This is a genomic window from Marivita sp., from assembly GCF_020055635.1.
Lineage (GTDB): Bacteria > Pseudomonadota > Alphaproteobacteria > Rhodobacterales > Rhodobacteraceae > Marivita.
The window spans coordinates 1-16,601 of record NZ_JAIPUT010000072.1 but is presented as its reverse complement, the minus strand read 5'-3'; the positions used below and the strand labels follow the sequence as shown (position 1 = coordinate 16,601).

Here is a 16,601-nt window from a genome sequence, read left to right as displayed (position 1 = left end):
CTCGAAGCGGCGCTCCATCTCGTGCCAGAGGGATTTGCGACCGGGCGCATCGGGCATCGGCAGCGGCGCGAAGGTGAGCACCGGAGACCCAGCCAGATCGCCCGGCAGCAAAAAGCGGCCCGGCGTGCAATCCGAGAACCCCGCGGCGCGGGCCGCGGTCAGATAGGCGGTGAAGGCGCGGGCCAGCGCTTGGGCCACAGGCTCGTCCAGAGGGGCGGCGGCATCGGTGGCCTGGGCCAGTGGCAGGTAGTCGGCGGCTTGCGCGCGCGGTGCGATGCGGTCCAGCACATCGGCGGACCATTGGGCATATGTCTTGTCCAGAAGCGCCAGGTCCAGAAGCCATTCACCGGGATAATCCACGATGTCGAGATGCACGGTGCGCGGCCCCGACAGCCCGGCCAGAAGCCCGGTGGGACGCACGCGGAGCGACAGGCGCAGTTCCGAGACGGCCCGAGTGCTGGCTGGCCAGCTCGGCTCGGGGCCGGTGAGGGCGGCGAGATGCGTCTCGTAGTCGAAGCGCGGCACGGTGTCGTCGGGCTGGGGCTGCAGGAAGGCCGCCGAGATCCGGCCATCGGCGGCGGCCACCAGCCCCGGCATGCGCGCGCGGTCCATCAGGTTGGCCACAAGCGACGTGATGAACACCGTCTTGCCCGCCCGCGACAGGCCCGTGACGCCAAGACGGATCACCGGCTCGAACAGGGATTCCGAGAGCGTGTCGGTCACCGTCTCGACCCGGCGCGTCAGCCCCTCGGCGATATCGTTTATAATCAAAGGCCCGGTCCCCCTTGCCTGCTGGCCCGTCGCTGGCCCGTCGCTGGCCCGTCGCTGGCCCGTCCAAGATAGGCGCGAGGCGCGACGGTTGCCAGAGGGCAGGTTTGGGGGGATTGTTCGGCAAGCATCTGCAGGGTAAGTGGCGGCCATGCCAAGATATGCGTTGAAAGTGGAATATGACGGCGCCCCCTTTGCAGGGTGGCAGCGACAGGCGGAACAGCCCTCGGTGCAAGGCGCGATCGAGGCGGCGCTGGCGCGTCTGGAACCCGGCCCGCACAAGATCGCGGCGGCCGGGCGCACGGATGCGGGCGTGCATGGGCTGGCGCAGGTGGCGCATTGCGATCTGGTCAAGGACTGGGAGCCGTTCAAGCTGATGGGGGCGGTGAATTATCATCTCAAGCCCGCGCCGGTGGCGGTGGTGGCCTGCGCCCAGGTCGCAGAGGATTGGCACGCCAGATTTTCAGCGCTGGAGCGGCGCTATCTGTTCCGGTTGCTGATGCGGCGTCCGCCAGAGACGCTGGAGGCGGGGCGCGTCTGGCGTGTCCCCCAGAGCCTTGATGTGGCAGCGATGCGAGAGGGGGCACGGCATCTGCTGGGCAAGCATGATTTCACCACGTTCCGATCGTCGATCTGTCAGGCGAAAAGCCCGGTCAAGACGCTGGATGCGCTGGAGATCGAGGAGGCCGAGGGGCTGGGGGGACCGGAGCTGAGGTTTCATCTGAGCGCGAGGTCGTTTCTGCACAATCAGGTGCGCAGCATCGTGGGCACGCTGGAGCGCGTGGGCGCGGGAAGCTGGGCGCCCGAGGATGTGAAAACCGCGCTCGAGGCGAAGGACCGCGCGGCCTGTGGCCCGGTCTGTCCGCCGCAGGGCTTGTATCTGGCGGGCGTGGGCTATCCGCAAGATCCGTTCAGCTGAGGGCTTGGGGGCTGAAGGCTGACGCGCGCCGGGTGGCGGGGCACCCGGATCATTCGAAAGGCAAACCGCAAAACGAGATCGGCAGCCGGAGAATATCCGGCTGCCGATCGTGTTTTCATCCGACTGGGGATCAGGCGATCTGATCGTAGTCGAAGCGGCCGCTGACGGTCAGCTGGAAGTCTTCTTCGTCAAGGCTACCGCTGATCGTCGAGACGTCGTTGGCGGCGTCATGCGCGACCGCGAAGCCAGCTTCGATGGCCTGATCCCGCGAGGAGATCGTGACCGCATCGGCGCCAGTGCCGAACTGCAGGACATCGCCGGCGGAGAGGCCGTTGATGTGATCGCCCTGCGCGCTGGCCGCGGTTTCGAACACGAAGGTGTCGTTGCCGTCACCGCCATCGAGCACGTTGGCCGCGTCGCTGGCGAAGATGGTGTCGTCGCCTGCGCCACCGACAAAGTTCTCGATGCTCCAGATCGTGTCGCGACCGCCCTCTGCCGTGGTGACCGAGCCACGATCCGTTCCGGCATTGCCGAGGCGCACCGTGAGGTCGGAGGTGACCGACGCCATGTCGATCGTGTCGGACCCTTCGCCACCGTAGATGAGGTCGTTGCAGTCGCCATCCGTGCCGATGAAGGTGTCGTCACCTGCATTGCCCATCAGGATATCCGAGCCGGACCCGCCGATGATCAGGTCATCGCCGTCGCCGCCAAGGATATTGTCGCTGCCGGCACCGCCCACGAGCATGTCAGCGCCCTCGCCACCGAGCATGTCGTCGCGGCCATCGCCACCGAAGAGCATGTCGTCACCGGCATTGCCTACGAGCATGTCGTTGCCTTCATACCCGCTGAGGACATCGTCACCCGCCGCGCCGACAAGGGCATCGCCCACTTCGGTACCGCTTTCGACGATACCGTCGACAGCTGCAGAAGGCTCCTGCGGTGCGGGTTCCTGAGGTGCGGGTTCCTGAGGTGCGGGTTCCTGCGGCGCGGGTTCCTGAGGTGCGGGCTCCTGCGGGACTGCAGGTGCCTCCGGTGCAGGCTCTCCGTTATAGCTGAAGGCATCCAGCGGCACATCGGTCAGACCGGTGTTACGGGCAACGATATCTCCCATTGTGATGTTGGAGATGAAGTTGTTGTAGACAGGCAGATCCCCAATCCGGTCGATATAGTAGAACCGGTCCGCTTCCTGGAGGCGATCTAGCTGCTCGTGGATGAGCACCCAGAAGGTATGACCCACAACACCGTCTTGGATGTGTTGCTCGGCCAGACCGCCGACCCAGAGATCGACACGGTCGATGCCCTGCACCGTCATCGTGCCATCGCCATTCTCGGTCAGCGCGATATCCGGGTTGACCGCCTGGAAGGCCGCGATGTCGTCACCGGCAAGCACCAGATCCGGATAGGCCTGCTGGAACTTGGCGATCATATCGTCCGAGAGCCCGTTGCGCGCCTGGAAGTCGGCCCAGTCGGCATAGGGGGTCATCGTCATGTCCGACAGCTCGATCGCTTCGCTGACATAGGGGTTGGCCGATGCGGCCAGGTCCGCCTTGACCTGGTTGAGCGTACCGAGGCCCAAATCCCTGCCGCGAGCGGCGTTGAAGGCGAAGAGGTCGGCGCTTATGCGGACCAGATCGTTCCGGACGCCGTCAACAACCTGCAGGTCGACTTCTTCGGAGGGCTGTCCGAGCAGACCGCTGAGGATGTTGCCCACACCGTACTGAGCAAAACCAGGCTGCGGCGTGTAGCCCATGCCGGCCAGCGCACCCAACGCCTCGGCCCCCGTCACGTCGACGGTACCGTCGCGGTCCAAGTCGGCCTGGAAGACAGACGGATCGTTCGTCGGGTTCAGGAAGATGTCGAACAGCGGAACCTGCACGTCCTCTCCGGCCTCATTCTTCAGGGTCATCATCTCCCCGATCTGCGAGTGGCCGAAGCGATAGGCTGCCGCAGCGAACTCGTGGCTGATGCGGCCATCGGCGTCCGGGTTGTATTCGTCGTGACCGTGACGGCCCGAGCCCTGCAACCCGCCCAGGAGGCTATCGGCGAAGTCGTTGAACACGACCTGCTGATACTCGCCAATGTTCAGGATCCGTGCGGCCTGGAACAATTCTTCGGGGGTGCCGTCGAACCCGACCTGCTCGAGCTGTTCCACATGGTAGTTGTGGTTGCGCGCCCAGACCGTATGCACCGCGGTCAGACCAACATTTTCGTTCGCGCGCCCGTCGCCACCGACAAAGTGATCAAGCAGGTTCATGAACGGGTTCGTGTCGATCAGGAGCGGCCAGCCTTCACCCATGAAATCACCCGAGAGCTGGGACACGATGCCAGCGTCGAAGTTGCCATCGGCATCCCGCAGACCCGGATAGTAATCGAGCAGGGTCACATCGCCGATGTCGGTCCCGGCGAAAACCGTGCCGGCGTCGATGTGATGGTTCAGCAGCTCGCGCAGGGTCGGCAGAAGGTCTTTGCCGGGTGCCGAGGGGTCTTCCATCCCCGAGACAATACGAGAGCCGACACCACCAGAACCATCGCTTTCGCGCAGCAGCTGACCCACGAGGTTGGACGAGCCATAAACCTGGTTCTGGTCCACCACCGGCGAGGTGATGTTTTCATGCAGCGGTGTGCCGTCCGCATCGTAGTCCACAACAGACCCGCGGGTCAGGTCGGCGGGGTTGTCCGAGAACGGCCCCATCTCCATTCCCCGGCCTCCGATCTCGATCTGGTTCAGCGGACCGTTCGGGCCGGTTCCTTTCGGAATGAAGGTCAGACCGTGGTCGAAATACTGACCGAAAGACATCATGAACATGTTGGCCGTGGCCGCCTTGGCCGCATTCGGATCCTGATCGCCCAGGACATTCGAGATGTCGCGGGTGTCGAGGCCGTCGAACACCGGGTTGACGATACCTGCGCCGTCTTCGCCGGTTCCCGCATAGCGGGCTTCGGTTACACGGGCGAAGGGCAGGGTCGCACCTCCCGAGATCTCGGGATTCTGCAGGTTGTTGGTGAGACCTTCGAGGTCACGCACTTCCTGCAGCAGGTCGGCAGGCTCGTTATCCACGGGCTCGCCGGGTTCGGGCGGCAGGACCGGCAGGACATTGCTGGCGCCGACCATGTACTTGAGGGCGTCAATGTCATCCTGTGTTACCAACACGTTGCCACGCGGCAGGGTGCCGAGAGCGACGGTCCCGAGGCCCTCGGGCGCGCCGGTTTGCTCGTTGATGGTGGCCACGCCGCGCAGGGAGTTCGCCAGGCCGGTGCCGGACTGGACGATCACCGGGACGGTGTCCGCGGCATCGACCGTGTAGGTCAGCGAGAAGTCGCCCGATGTCTGGGTCACTGTCGTGCCGTCGATCGTCGCGACCAGGGAGGCCGGATCGATATCTACCGGGACGACGATCACGTCACCTTCGGTCAAAGTGCCGGTTACAGTGGTCGCGCGGCTTTCGGTTTCGACAAATACGCGGTGCGTCGAAAGGCGGCCCGTGACATCCACATTGGCGACTTCGCCCGTGACACTAATGGTATTGAAGTTGAGAGCTGTCGGATTGAAGTCACCGATCACCTGCACGTCGTTCGTGCCTCCTGCTGTGTTGATCTGAATTTCTTCGATGTTTTGAAGCTGACCGATCACCTGCTCGCCGGTGCCCCCGTCGCGGGTGATGACGATATCCGTGTCGGTGGCCAGAGGCGCCCCTGCCCACGAGTCCGCCGCGTAGACGCGGAAGGTCTCGTCCGAGGCGTCGCCGTTGATGGTGTAGGTGTCTTCACCTGCCCCACCATCGACCACATCGCTGCCGCCACCGACATTCCAAGAGATTTCGTCGCGGTCAGCACCGGCGTTCAGCATATCATTGCCTGCACCGCCCGTGATGTTGTCGCGACCGTCACCTGCATCCACCACAAGACGCTGGGTCGAGGTGAAGCCAGAGAAGTCGATCACTTCGTTACCCGCCGTGCCGTTCACGTAGATCGTGTTTGGCGCCAACGAGGTGCCCGCGAAGTCACCAACGGCGGTGATGGTTTCGACACCCTGAACCCCATTGAGGGTGACCTCTTCGATGCCGCGCACTTCCATGATCGCGGTTTCGAGACCGGCCACGGTTCTGGTTATAACGATCTCGGAGAGCGGATCGACAGGGGCGTCGCCGCCCTGATCGGTCCATGCGGCGGCGGTGTACATGGTGAAGGCGTCCTCGGTGCCATCACCGTTGATGACGAGCATGTCGGTGCCGCCGTCGTCGACGATGCCGTGACCGACAACCACATCGTAGCCTCCGTTGGGCGCGTTCCATGTGATAGTGTCCGAACCGCCTTCGGCGAAGATCACATCGTTGCCGGCAAGACCGTTGATCACATCATCACCGGCACCTGCGAAGATCGCATCGGGGCCGTTACTAGCATCGAGCACATCGTTGCCATCGGTGCCCTGGATCAGGCCGTTGCTGGCCGGATCGGTACGCAGATCAATCTCCATATCCGCAAAGCGCAGGATTTCGACATTGGTCAGGCGGTCGGTTCCGTCACCACCGGCGACGTTGGGATCACCGTTGATCGGGTCGATGAACGCGCCTTCGACGGGCGGGGCGATATGATCGACCGTGACGCTGCCATCAGCGTTGGTGCGGATGTTGTAGTTGGCCCGCACATCGAAGTAGACAGCCGTGTCCACGTCGCCTTCCTGACCTGCGTCGAGGATTTCCCGAACGATCTGCAGCTGGCTGGGGCTGACCGAGCCATCGAGCAGTTCGTTCGAGATTTCGAACAGGCTGTTGATCGAGCGCAGTTCCACAGTCGGATCCTGGGGATCGCGGACCGAGATGCGCACGTTCAGCGCCTTGTCGCCGTCGATCACGTCATCGCCGCCACGGCCCTGGATCACGTCGTTGCCGCCGCCACCGAGCAGGATGTTGCCGCCGGTGAAGGTATCTGCGGGGTCAACGCCCATCATGTCGGCCAGCAATTCCCGCAGACCATCGATCCGGTCAACGCCCGCCTGCGTCAGTTCGTTGGCGAAGAGCGTCGCATCATTGGCCAGCGGATCGAGTCCCTCGGGCAATGCTGCGCCTTCGCGGTCATCGCCGTAGAGGAAATCGTCGAACTGCGTGCCCGATGCCGCCTCGATCAGGTTGTAACGATCGCGGATCGCGTCCAGTGCTTCGTTGGTTTCGAGACGACGGGTCAGATCGATATCGGCCCCTGTCATCGCATTCTTGTGGGCCACCCAGTCGAAGCCGAAGTCGCCTTCGTTGACATGCACGCCCTCGCGCTGGATCAGGATATCGTCGCCACCTTCCCCGAGCAGGTCGTTGTCGTTGGCGCCGCCATCCAGAACATCATGGCCCACAACCCGCGAACCGCCAAAGGGGTCGCCGTTGTCACCCATGACCATGTCGAAGCCGTCGCCGCCTTCGATCCAGTCATCACCTTCGCCACCGAACATGAACTCGCCACCGGCACCGCCATAGATGAAGTCGTTGCCGTCCATGCCGAACGCCGTGGCCGCATCGTCTGACCCCATGAGGATGGCGTCGTTACCCTGACCGCCGAACATCAGTTCACCGATGCCGCCGCCGGCCGAGATCACGTCATCGCCATCTTCGCCATGCAGGAAGCTGACATCGTCGCCATCCTTGAGGATGTCGTTGCCGGCCCCGCCGCGCAGGGTATTGACGCCCGCGTCACCGATCAGCAGGTCATCGCCCGCGCCGCCCCAGAGCGCATCGTCACCGAGGCCGCCATTGAGGATGTCACGCTGATCCGTACCGCCGAGCACCGCGTGCTCACCGCCGTTGAACTTGAGGAAGTTGTCGTATTCGCGCACCCCGTCGATCAGTGGCGCATCCACCGTGGCCGTAGCCCGCTCGACCATGGTGGTGCCCATTGCGGCAAGGAACGGATCGACATCGGTGGACACCGGGTCGGGCATGGACTGCACGGCCTGATCCACCTCGAGGATGACATCCATCGACGAGAAGATGTTGGCCGGGATATGCGCGCCACCATCAGCGATATCGGTGTTGCGCACGATCATCGACGCAAAGGAGTTGTTTTCCAACTCGGCAATCATGTTCATGCCGGCGGTCCGTGCCAGATAGTAGAAGCGGTCGCCGTTCTGAAGCGCCTCCATCTGCTGCTGGAACACGAATCCGAAGCTAGAACCGAGCATCCCGCCGAAGGGCATAATGTCCTCGGCCAGACCGCCGATCCAGAATTCCACATCGTTGATGCCGGTTTCCGCGTCGGCCCAAGCGCCGGTGCCGTTGACGAAGTCCAGACGGTCCGCCGGGGCGTTATCACCGCCCAGAACCAGATCGGTGGCCGCGGCACGCTTTTCCACCACGGTCGTGGCGTTCACGATGGTGTCGTGGGTGCCGTAAGACGCGATGAAGTTGATGATGGATGCCGGGTTCTTGAGGTTCGCGGCAAATTCCGACCAGCCTTCATAGGGCTTGAGGAATTCGCTGCCAGTGGCGGCATAGAACTGTTCCCGCGCGGTGTTGAGCGAGGGCACACCAGTTTCCCGACCCCGCGCGATGTTCAGCGCGGCAAGGTCCAGAGGCAAGCCAACGAGGTTGTCGCGCAGAGCGCTGGTAATGAACTCGTCGATATTGGCGCCGGTTTCGCGGGACATGCCACGGGCCACGGCACCTGCCGCCTGATCCGAGGTCAGGGTCTGGTCAAGGTCGAAGGCGACCGGGTTCAGGAAGGCTTCGATCAGACCGTTCGAGGTGTTCACGCCGTTGGGGTCCATCGTTTGAACGTTCTCGGTCAGCATCGAGTGACCGAAGCGGTACACCACATGGGCGAATTCTGCCATGACCGCGCCGTCGATCTCGGCGCTGGCATTCATGCCGAAGGCCGCGATCTGGGGCTGCACGGTGCGGCCGAACTCTTCAAAGGCGAGGTGCTGATACTGCATCTCGGTGGTGAATTTGGCAGCCTGGAACAGACGCCCGCCATCCCAGTCAAGGCTGTCGGCGGTGGCTGTCGCAAGCTCGCCCTCGGTGATCGGGGTGGCCAGCCATTCGTTGATGAAGGCCAACTCGCCACTGTCGAGGATGGTCTGCTTCATCTCGGTTGTCTGGCGGTTGTGTTCGGTGTGGAACACGTGGTGCACCGCCGTCAGGCCGAAGTTTTCGTTGCCACGGCCATCGCCGGCGATGAAGTGACGATCCAGCAGTTCGTTGTCGTAGGTTTCGTTCATGCCGAACATGTTCGGCATGATTGCGTTGCCGGTGTCGGTATCGGCATCCGGCGCCACCTCGATTTCAGGTGTCATCGGGTTGCGGTCGTGGTCGATCATGCCCTTGGGGAATGCGGAATGAGAGATGTCCTCGAGGAAGGCGTGGCCGTTACGGAGCGCCTGGCTGGCATCCACCGGATCGGTCAGATTGCCTTCGACATGGATGTGCTGCGGTTCGGTGCCGCCCTCGACATAATCGGGATTTGGCACGACCAGTTGCGGCAGGCCATTGGGGCCGGGGATGAAGTTGCCGTAGGGGTCGGTGGCCAACAGTGGGCCATCGAGCACGTCGCTGTCATTGAGCTGAATGCCCAGCTTGGTCGCGGCCTGAGCCTTGACATCGCCCCATGTGGACATGCCGCCGGTCTGACCATGCAACAGGAAGCCGTTGGAGACAGGGTTTCCGTTGGCGTCGAAATCGTATTCGCGCAGGAACACCTGATGCGAGGGGTGCGAGGTATAGGTCTGGTTCTGGTCAACCCAAGGCGTCGTTTTGTTGAAGTGCTCGCGAACGTCATCGTCCGTGCCCAGAATACCATCCGGGCCGGGCTGGTTGGTGGCGCGGGTCAACACCATGAAGTTGGTGGGGGAGCCTTCTTCGTAAAGCGGATCATCGGGCTGAAGCGGGATGTAAACGGTGCCACTGCCCCCCTTACCGATAAGGTCGAGACCATGGTCGAAGAACTGACCGAAAAGCGTCATCCACGAGTTGTAGGGCGCGGAAAGGCCTTCATCCGGCGTCACGTCGGGCAGCAGAATGTTGTTGCCGTCCATCGTGATGTCATGGGTGGTCAGCAGCGTGTCGAGCGTGGTCTGCGCTTCGGCAGCGACGGCTTGAGCGGCGGCCAGGGCGGCCTCGGCCGCACCGGGTGCCGTCAGGGCCGCAAGATCGTTAGTGGCCGTATCAACCGCGGTCCGCTTTGCGGTTACCGCACCCTCTGCCGCGGTCAGATCAAGCGCTGCCTGAGCAGCAGTTGCAGTCGCCTGGTTGAGCTGTACGGTTGCATCCGCGATCACGTCGAGCTGTGCGAGAATGGCCGCATCGGCCATTTGGGCCGCAGAAAGATTCTGCTGCGCCGTTGTTACGTTGCCAGCTGCTGTTGCCAGATCGGTGGTTTCAGTTTGCACAACGCCTTCTAGGCGGGTCACTTCGTTATCTGCCATTGTGAGGCTGTTGTTGAGCGTTGTAAGCTCAGCTTCAACAATCCCCAACTGTGCCACCAGACCATCAACCACGCCTTGCGCCGCATCCACATCGGCCTGTGCCTGTGTTGCGGCGTTCTGCGCCTCGACATAGGCTTGGTTGTTCGCCTGTGCGGTCTGCAGCGTCTGCTGAGCAGTTGTCAAAGTGCCTTGCGCGGTAGTCAAGTTTCCATTGGCGTCGCCCAACTGGGCATTCAAGCCGTCACGTGTGATAATCGCATTATCGCGTTGTGTGGTCAGGGTATTGACCGCGGATTGCGCCGTGCTGAGGGCTGTATTCTCGGTGGCAACGTCCTGATCTGCCTCTTCATCCGCATTGATCGCAGCGGCCAAAGCCTGTTCCGCGGCCAATTTTTCTTCGCGGGCCGTCGAATAGGCTGCAGAAGCCAGAGAGAAGTCAGCCAGAGAACCACCACTCATGTAAATGTTAAGAGCACTGAGCATCTCGGACTGTGCGGTGGCAAGCTCGCTCACCTCGGTATCAAAGAGGGATTGCGCGTTGTCGCGGGCCGTCTGGGTTTCGGCGGCGATCACCTCGGCGGCTGTAACGCGGGACTGTGCGGCAGTCGCTGCTTCTTGGGCCGTTTGAAGCTGGACATTCAGATCGTCGAGATCCGACTGGGCCTGCTGGAGCTGTGCGTCAAGCGCGTTCACACGCGTCTGCGCATTGCTGACTGCGGTCGTAGCCTCTTCAACGGCTGTTTGGGCTGAGGTCACCGCGCCGGCTGCGTCGGTTTCCAGCGCCAGGGCGTCCTGCGCGGCTGTCAGAATGTTTTCTGCCGAGAGGAGCTCTTGATCGGCAGTTGCCTTTTGCTCCTGCAAATTTGTGACGGTGTTCTGTTTCGCATTACGCATGGTCAGCATGGACGCTGCAGCGCTTTCGGCTTGTGTCAGCTCATCCTGCGCCGCCTTGAGATCGGAATCAGCCTGCGTATGCGCCGCGACAGCGGTGTTTAGTGCCGCCTGCATTTCAGCAACCTGGCCCTGCCCTTGCAGCGTCACCATGGTGGCTGCCGCATTGTCGAGCGTGTCCTGAGCTTGGGTTACGGCCTGATCGGCGTCGTTCTTTGCAGTTGTCTTGGCCGCGACATCGTCTTGTGCGGCCGTCAGTTCGGCGCTGGCGGCGTCCAGTGCGGACTGCAATTCCTGGCGCTGTAGTTCAAGCGCCTGATCGACGTTGCCCGTAGCCGCCTGTGCATCGATGACGCGCTGATAGCCCTGCACGATTTCGTTTGCAGCGGTCAGCATCGCCTGGCCGGTCAGGCCGGAATGGCTAAGCGCCGCGGCGATGACGGCGGGATTCGACAGCGTTTGGTCGGCAATCAGGTTCGAGATCACACGGGGCTCGGCGTCGTAGACCGACCCGGCGGTTTGGGTATAGGAGGTCGGGCCATCTTGTGGCGCGCGCGGGTTAGGATCGGCCAGATGCGCCCCTTCGGCCTGCGTGAGGAAGGTCGACTCAAGAAGACGCGGCATCACTTGATCGGCGGAGCCCCAGTCTTCGCGGCCCGGGGTCAAGTTGTTCAGCGTGCCGTCAACAAGACGCAGGCCATACGGCAGCAGGGGGTTCTGCACCAATTCAGTCAGCGGAGTACCTGCCACGTGCTGTTCGGCGATGCGAATCTGGTCGAGGATATGCTTAAGGTCGTTTGTGTTGACGAAAACCATTCGGGTCTCTCCTAGCTGTAAGGTCTGGGCACCCGACACAGTTCGGGCGGTGTTTCCTGACCCAGACCTACCAAGGAGGGCAGTTCGTCGGAGGCGCTCAAAGTCTTGTCAAAAACCCTACGAAGGTAGGATAGGTTTCAGACCAAAGTCGGGGGTTGGGGCGGCTTTGCGGCGCCATTGCGCACAAAAAAGCTGTAAAACGACACAGAGCGGGCAGGGCGCGTCCAAAACAAAAGCCTTTGGCTGAAATGTCATAATAGACGATAGCGCGTCAGACCTTTGATATTCCAACGCCGAATCGGACCTAGGGTGCGTACACCATGACGCGAACCGAATGCGTCATTCGCGCACGATGCGCAGGGCCTTGGATTTGGGAGCAATGCGCATGATCCCGACCGCCGCGCCATGGGCCATAAGGCACAGGACCGGCGTGACCACGAGGCTGAGTACGGTAGAAACCGCGACGCCGCCGATCACTGTCAGGGCCAGAGGCTGACGGAAGGCCGAGCCATCGAGCCACGGCAAGGCCGCAGGCAGCATCCCTACGATCATCGCAACGCTGGTCATGATGATCGGACGCGCGCGGTCGGAGGCGGCGGAGATCACCGCCCGTGCTATGTTGCCATGTCGCGCAACGAGAGTCTGCGCCCTGTCGACAAGCAGAATCGCGTTCTTGGCCACGATTCCAAGCAGCAGGATCAGGCCAATAAGCACCGGCAGAGACACCGGCAGGCCCGTCACCGACAGGACCAGCATCCCGCCGCTCAACGCAAAGATCAGCGAGGCAAGAATCACCCCGACCTGGGCCAGCGAGCGGAAGAGCGCATAAAGCACCGCGACAAGCAGCAAGAGCATGCTGCCGAGGGCTCGGGACAGGTCGGACATCATCTGGAACCGCGAGGCGGTGTCGCCGGCGGGCAGAAGCGCCAGGCCGGGCAGATCGGCGGAGAGCCGAGCCAGTTCGGCCCGTGCGGCATCCGAGACGAGGCGCGCGGTCGCCGCCGTGTCCGGCGCGGCCAGAAGCGGCAGGACATAGAGCCCATCACGCCGTTCAAGCCGGAGGTCCGAGAAGTCCAGATCGAACTGGCCAAGTGCCCCCAGCGGGACGAAGCCGCCACCGGGCAAGGCCACCGACGTGAAGGTTAGATCGTTCGGCCAAGGCCTATCGGCGCCCCCCGCCCCGGACAGTGTCAGTTGGCTGCGCAGGCGGACCGGCTGCCGCTCCGTGCCGTCGATTATCGCAATCAGGTGATCGTCGGGGTTCGTATGCCCCTTGAGGGCCGTGACAAGATCGGCCGCATCCAGATCAAGTTGCCGCAGAAGCCCCGGATCTGGCCGGAAGCGCACCTGCGGCTGGGAGCCGGTGGTGGCGGACAGGACCGGGATATCACCGGGCAGCTGCGCGATGGCCTTAAAGATCGCGGAGGCCGCGATTTCCAGGCTCCGACGATCGGGCGCGGCCAGATCGAGCACCAGTGCAGGACGCCCCGTGCTAGTCAGCGGGAGGGCACGCGAATCGGGCAAGCGGGCCAGCGCGCTGCGCACCCGCGCTTTTGCCTGGGCCGTGCCGTCGGTGCGTACCAGAAGGCGCAGCATGTCCTGAGGTTCATCGGAGATGATCAGCGTCACACCACGCACCCCGCCATCCGCCAGAAGATCGTGCTCGAGCGTGACGAGGTGATCAATCCGCGCACCTGGCGGCATCGTTGCCGGCAAGGCCACATCGAAGCGCAGAAGCGGATCACGGTCAAGCGGGATGAAAGCGCCAGGATGATTGAGGGCCGAAGCCACGGAGAGCCATGCCACAAGCCCGGTCGCCGCCAGACAGAACCACCGAAAACGCAGGGTGCGGATGATCACAGCACGGTAGCTCCCGGCCAGCCGCCGGGCCATAGTCCGGGCCGAAGGGGCAGCCGGACGGCCCACGGGTGGGCCGGCAAAGCGCAGAGCAAGGCCCGGGATCACCAGCCGCGAGACCAGCAGCGAAAACACCGTCGCGATGCACAACGTATAGCCGAAAGCCTGAAAATACCGACCGGCCTCACCCGGCATGGTCGCAACGGGCAGGAACACCGCCAGCAAGGCAAGGCTTGTGGCGATAACCGGGCGGGCCATTTCATTGACCGAACGAGCGACGGCCTGACGAGGATCGCACCCCCGGCGCTGATGGGTATGGATATTTTCGACCTCGACGATCGCGTCATCCACCACGATCCCCGACGCAAGGGTGAGGGCCAGAAGGCTGACGATGTTCAGACCAAGCCCAAGCACATGCATTACATAGAGCGTGGGCAGCACGGATAGCGGAATGGCTAGCGCGGCCAAGGCCGTGGCCCGCCAGCATTTCAGCGCAATCGCGATCACTACGATCACCAGCAGGCAGCCTTCCAGCAGCGCTTGCCAGGTGGCGCCAAGTGAGCGGATCGCCTGCTTGCCCGGGCGCGCGATCACAGCGAGCGTGAGATCGGGACGGCTGTCCCGGAGATCCGCCACCGCGCGATCGAGATCCCGGCTGAGTGTCACAAGATCGGCACCGGGTGCGGCATGAATCTGCGCCAGAACCGCAGGGGTGCCATTGTGCCGGACCAGCCAGTCGCGCAGTGCGGGCGCAGAAGCCACACTCGCCACCGCCGCAAGCGGGATCTTTTGTCCCGCAGCGCCGGTCAGCGACAGGCCAGACAACATCCGCGCGGTGTCTGCGCCATCCGCGTTCTGCGGGAGCGACAAAAAGATGGTCCCGGCCCCCGGAGCGTCTGAGACGGTCACAGGTTCCGCCACCTGCTGCGACAGGGCCTGCGTGATCTGGCGGTTCAGCGCGGCAAAGGTCAGCCCGACCGAGGCAAGCCGGGCGTCGGATGTGGGGATCACCAGTTCAGTGTGGGTGACGCCCTTTAGCGCGATCTCGGAGGTGCCGTCGATTCGGCGTAAGGCGGGCAGGATAACATGGCGCAGCGCATCGCTGGCGGCAATGATATCACCGTCGCGGGGTAGAATAGCAAGCTCCAGCGCCGCCTGCCGACGCGAGGAGGTGGCGCGGATCTTGTCGATGGAGACGGCAAAATCCAGATCCGGTCGTAGCGCCTGAAGTCGGTCCTGCACCTTAGCGAGACTGTCTTGGGCGGTGCGGGAATTGCGCAGGGCAAGCGTTATGTCCAACTGGCCAGAGGTGATCTGTGACCGGATCGAAGTGATCTCGGGCAGAGATGACAGAGCGCGATAGACCGGCTGGGCCAAATCGTGATCGGTGGCAGCAAGCGAGGCGTCGGGCGCCGACAGGCGCAGCACGATCCGGTTGTCACCGATATCGGGCAGATGGGTCAGCGGCAGGCCGAGGCCCGCGCGCAGGCCCAGAATCGCCAGAACGGCGATGACGACCACTGGAAAGACCGCGTGGCGCAGGGTCCAGTCTGTAACGGTCATCGCCGGGCCAGCCCGAAATTGAGAGCCGCTGTCTGCTTAAAGCCGGTGTCGGTCAGCCAGCCGCGATGCGCCACGGCCTCGCCATCGCGCAGGAGAGACGAGGCGACCGCGACATAGGCCGCCCCTTCGGACAAGCCCACGACGATCTCGGCCTCGGCGCCGCCCGGGCGCATCGACAGCTCCACCGGGGTTGCGACGGCGCGGCGATCGACAACGCGAAAGAGGCCCGGGCCAGTCTTGAGCGGCACGATGGCGGAGGTGGGCACGACGATCGCCATCCGCTGATCGACGATAATTTCGCCGCGCAGGCTGGCGCCTGCCAAGTGGTAGTGCCCGTCGGGCAAGCGCACGGCGACCCGCGCGAGCCCCGCCTCGGGGCCAGTAGAGAGGTTGATCCGCGTGACATCACCGTCGATCATTGTGCCATCCGGCGTCCAGAGGCGCACAGGAATGCCCGGCAATACCCGGGCCAGCGCATGCGGCGGCACGGTAAGCACCGCTTCCATGCGATCGGCGGCGGCAAGATCAAGGATCGGGGCACCCATCGTAGGCGTCGCACCGGGGTCCACCATGATTGCGGTCACGCGGCCCGCGACCGGCGCGCGGACGTCCATTTGCTGGCTTAGCGTGGCGACGCGCTCCACCGCGAGCAACGCAAGGGTTTCGCGGGCCTGCGCGCCGGAAAGACGGGCCATTGAAGCCTTGTGTTCAGCCAAGGCCTTTTGCAGCGCGCGGGTCGCATCCTGTCGCTGTACCTCGGACGAGGCGCCGGTCCGAGCGAGGCGTTCAAGCCGCTCGAGTGCGGCCCGGTGCTGCACGATTTCGGTGGCTGCGACCTCCAGACTGGATTGCGCGATGCGGACATCGGCGCGGGCGGCAGAAAGTGTTGCCTCAGCCTGTAGCAAATCGCGCTGGATTTCGGTGCGGTCGATGCGGATGAGAGTCTGCCCGGCATCGACCAGATCACCCTCGTTTACCAAGACCTCCATCACCGGTGCGGCATGGCGCGGCATCGACACATGAATTATATCCGCAGGCGCAACATGCCCGAAGGCGTGCAGCACGTCGTCAATCCGAAGAGGTTCAGCGCGCCGGACCGAAGCCGTAATCGGAGCTGAAACTTCGATCGGATCGGCACTTTCCGTCGCGGTCAACTGCGAAATGCCTAAGGGACACAGAATGGCGACACTGGCGATTAGGACGCCTCGCGTGATCCAGCGCATCGTTCGGGCTCCTTTCCTGTGATGATAACTGTTATCCAGCCATTTCGGCACGATTCAGCGCGCAATGGCTCCACAATTCATCCATTGCGCGGATCAATGTGTCCATTTCGTTGGGACCATGCACAGGCGACGGTGTGAAACGCAAACGCTCGGTGCC

Annotated in this window: 5 protein-coding genes and 1 pseudogene; 1 reads left to right on the top strand and 5 read right to left on the bottom strand. The window is 63.3% G+C overall.

What is annotated here, in order from left to right:
• The coding region (locus tag LCF60_RS20895; protein ID WP_292294473.1) for a YcjX family protein at window positions 1-771 on the bottom strand (771 nt) is incomplete at its 3' end.
• Window positions 772-919: 148 nt separating this feature from the next.
• Between LCF60_RS20895 and truA the strand changes: the two genes are divergently transcribed.
• Window positions 920-1,687, top strand: a complete 768-nt coding sequence (gene truA / locus LCF60_RS20890) for a tRNA pseudouridine(38-40) synthase TruA (protein ID WP_007811298.1) — start codon at window positions 920-922, stop codon at window positions 1,685-1,687.
• 130 nt (window positions 1,688-1,817) lie between these two features.
• On the opposite strand, the gene LCF60_RS20885 is transcribed toward truA, so the two are convergent.
• The 4 genes and pseudogenes from LCF60_RS20885 to LCF60_RS20870 form a co-directional block, all read right to left on the bottom strand.
• Window positions 1,818-11,801 (bottom strand): peroxidase family protein, encoded by a 9,984-nt coding sequence (locus LCF60_RS20885; protein ID WP_292294472.1) that lies wholly within the window; start codon window positions 11,799-11,801, stop codon window positions 1,818-1,820.
• A gap of 339 nt (window positions 11,802-12,140) precedes the next feature.
• Window positions 12,141-15,221: an efflux RND transporter permease subunit gene (locus LCF60_RS20880; protein WP_292294471.1), complete on the bottom strand. Its 3,081-nt coding sequence runs from the start codon at window positions 15,219-15,221 to the stop codon at window positions 12,141-12,143.
• Complete coding sequence (locus tag LCF60_RS20875; protein WP_292294470.1) at window positions 15,218-16,444, bottom strand: efflux RND transporter periplasmic adaptor subunit; 1,227 nt, start codon at window positions 16,442-16,444, stop codon at window positions 15,218-15,220. The genes LCF60_RS20880 and LCF60_RS20875 overlap by 4 nt, the downstream gene beginning before the upstream one ends.
• 31 nt (window positions 16,445-16,475) lie before the next feature.
• Window positions 16,476-16,601, bottom strand: a pseudogene (locus LCF60_RS20870) (5-aminolevulinate synthase); the annotation flags it as partial.

Coding starts and splice junctions, on each gene's coding strand:
- LCF60_RS20875 (WP_292294470.1), bottom strand. CDS start 16,444: ATGCGCTGGATCACGCGAGGCGTCCTAATCGCCAGTGTCGCCATTCTG.
- truA (WP_007811298.1), top strand. CDS start 920: ATGCCAAGATATGCGTTGAAAGTGGAATATGACGGCGCCCCCTTTGCA.
- LCF60_RS20885 (WP_292294472.1), bottom strand. CDS start 11,801: ATGGTTTTCGTCAACACAAACGACCTTAAGCATATCCTCGACCAGATT.
- LCF60_RS20880 (WP_292294471.1), bottom strand. CDS start 15,221: ATGACCGTTACAGACTGGACCCTGCGCCACGCGGTCTTTCCAGTGGTC.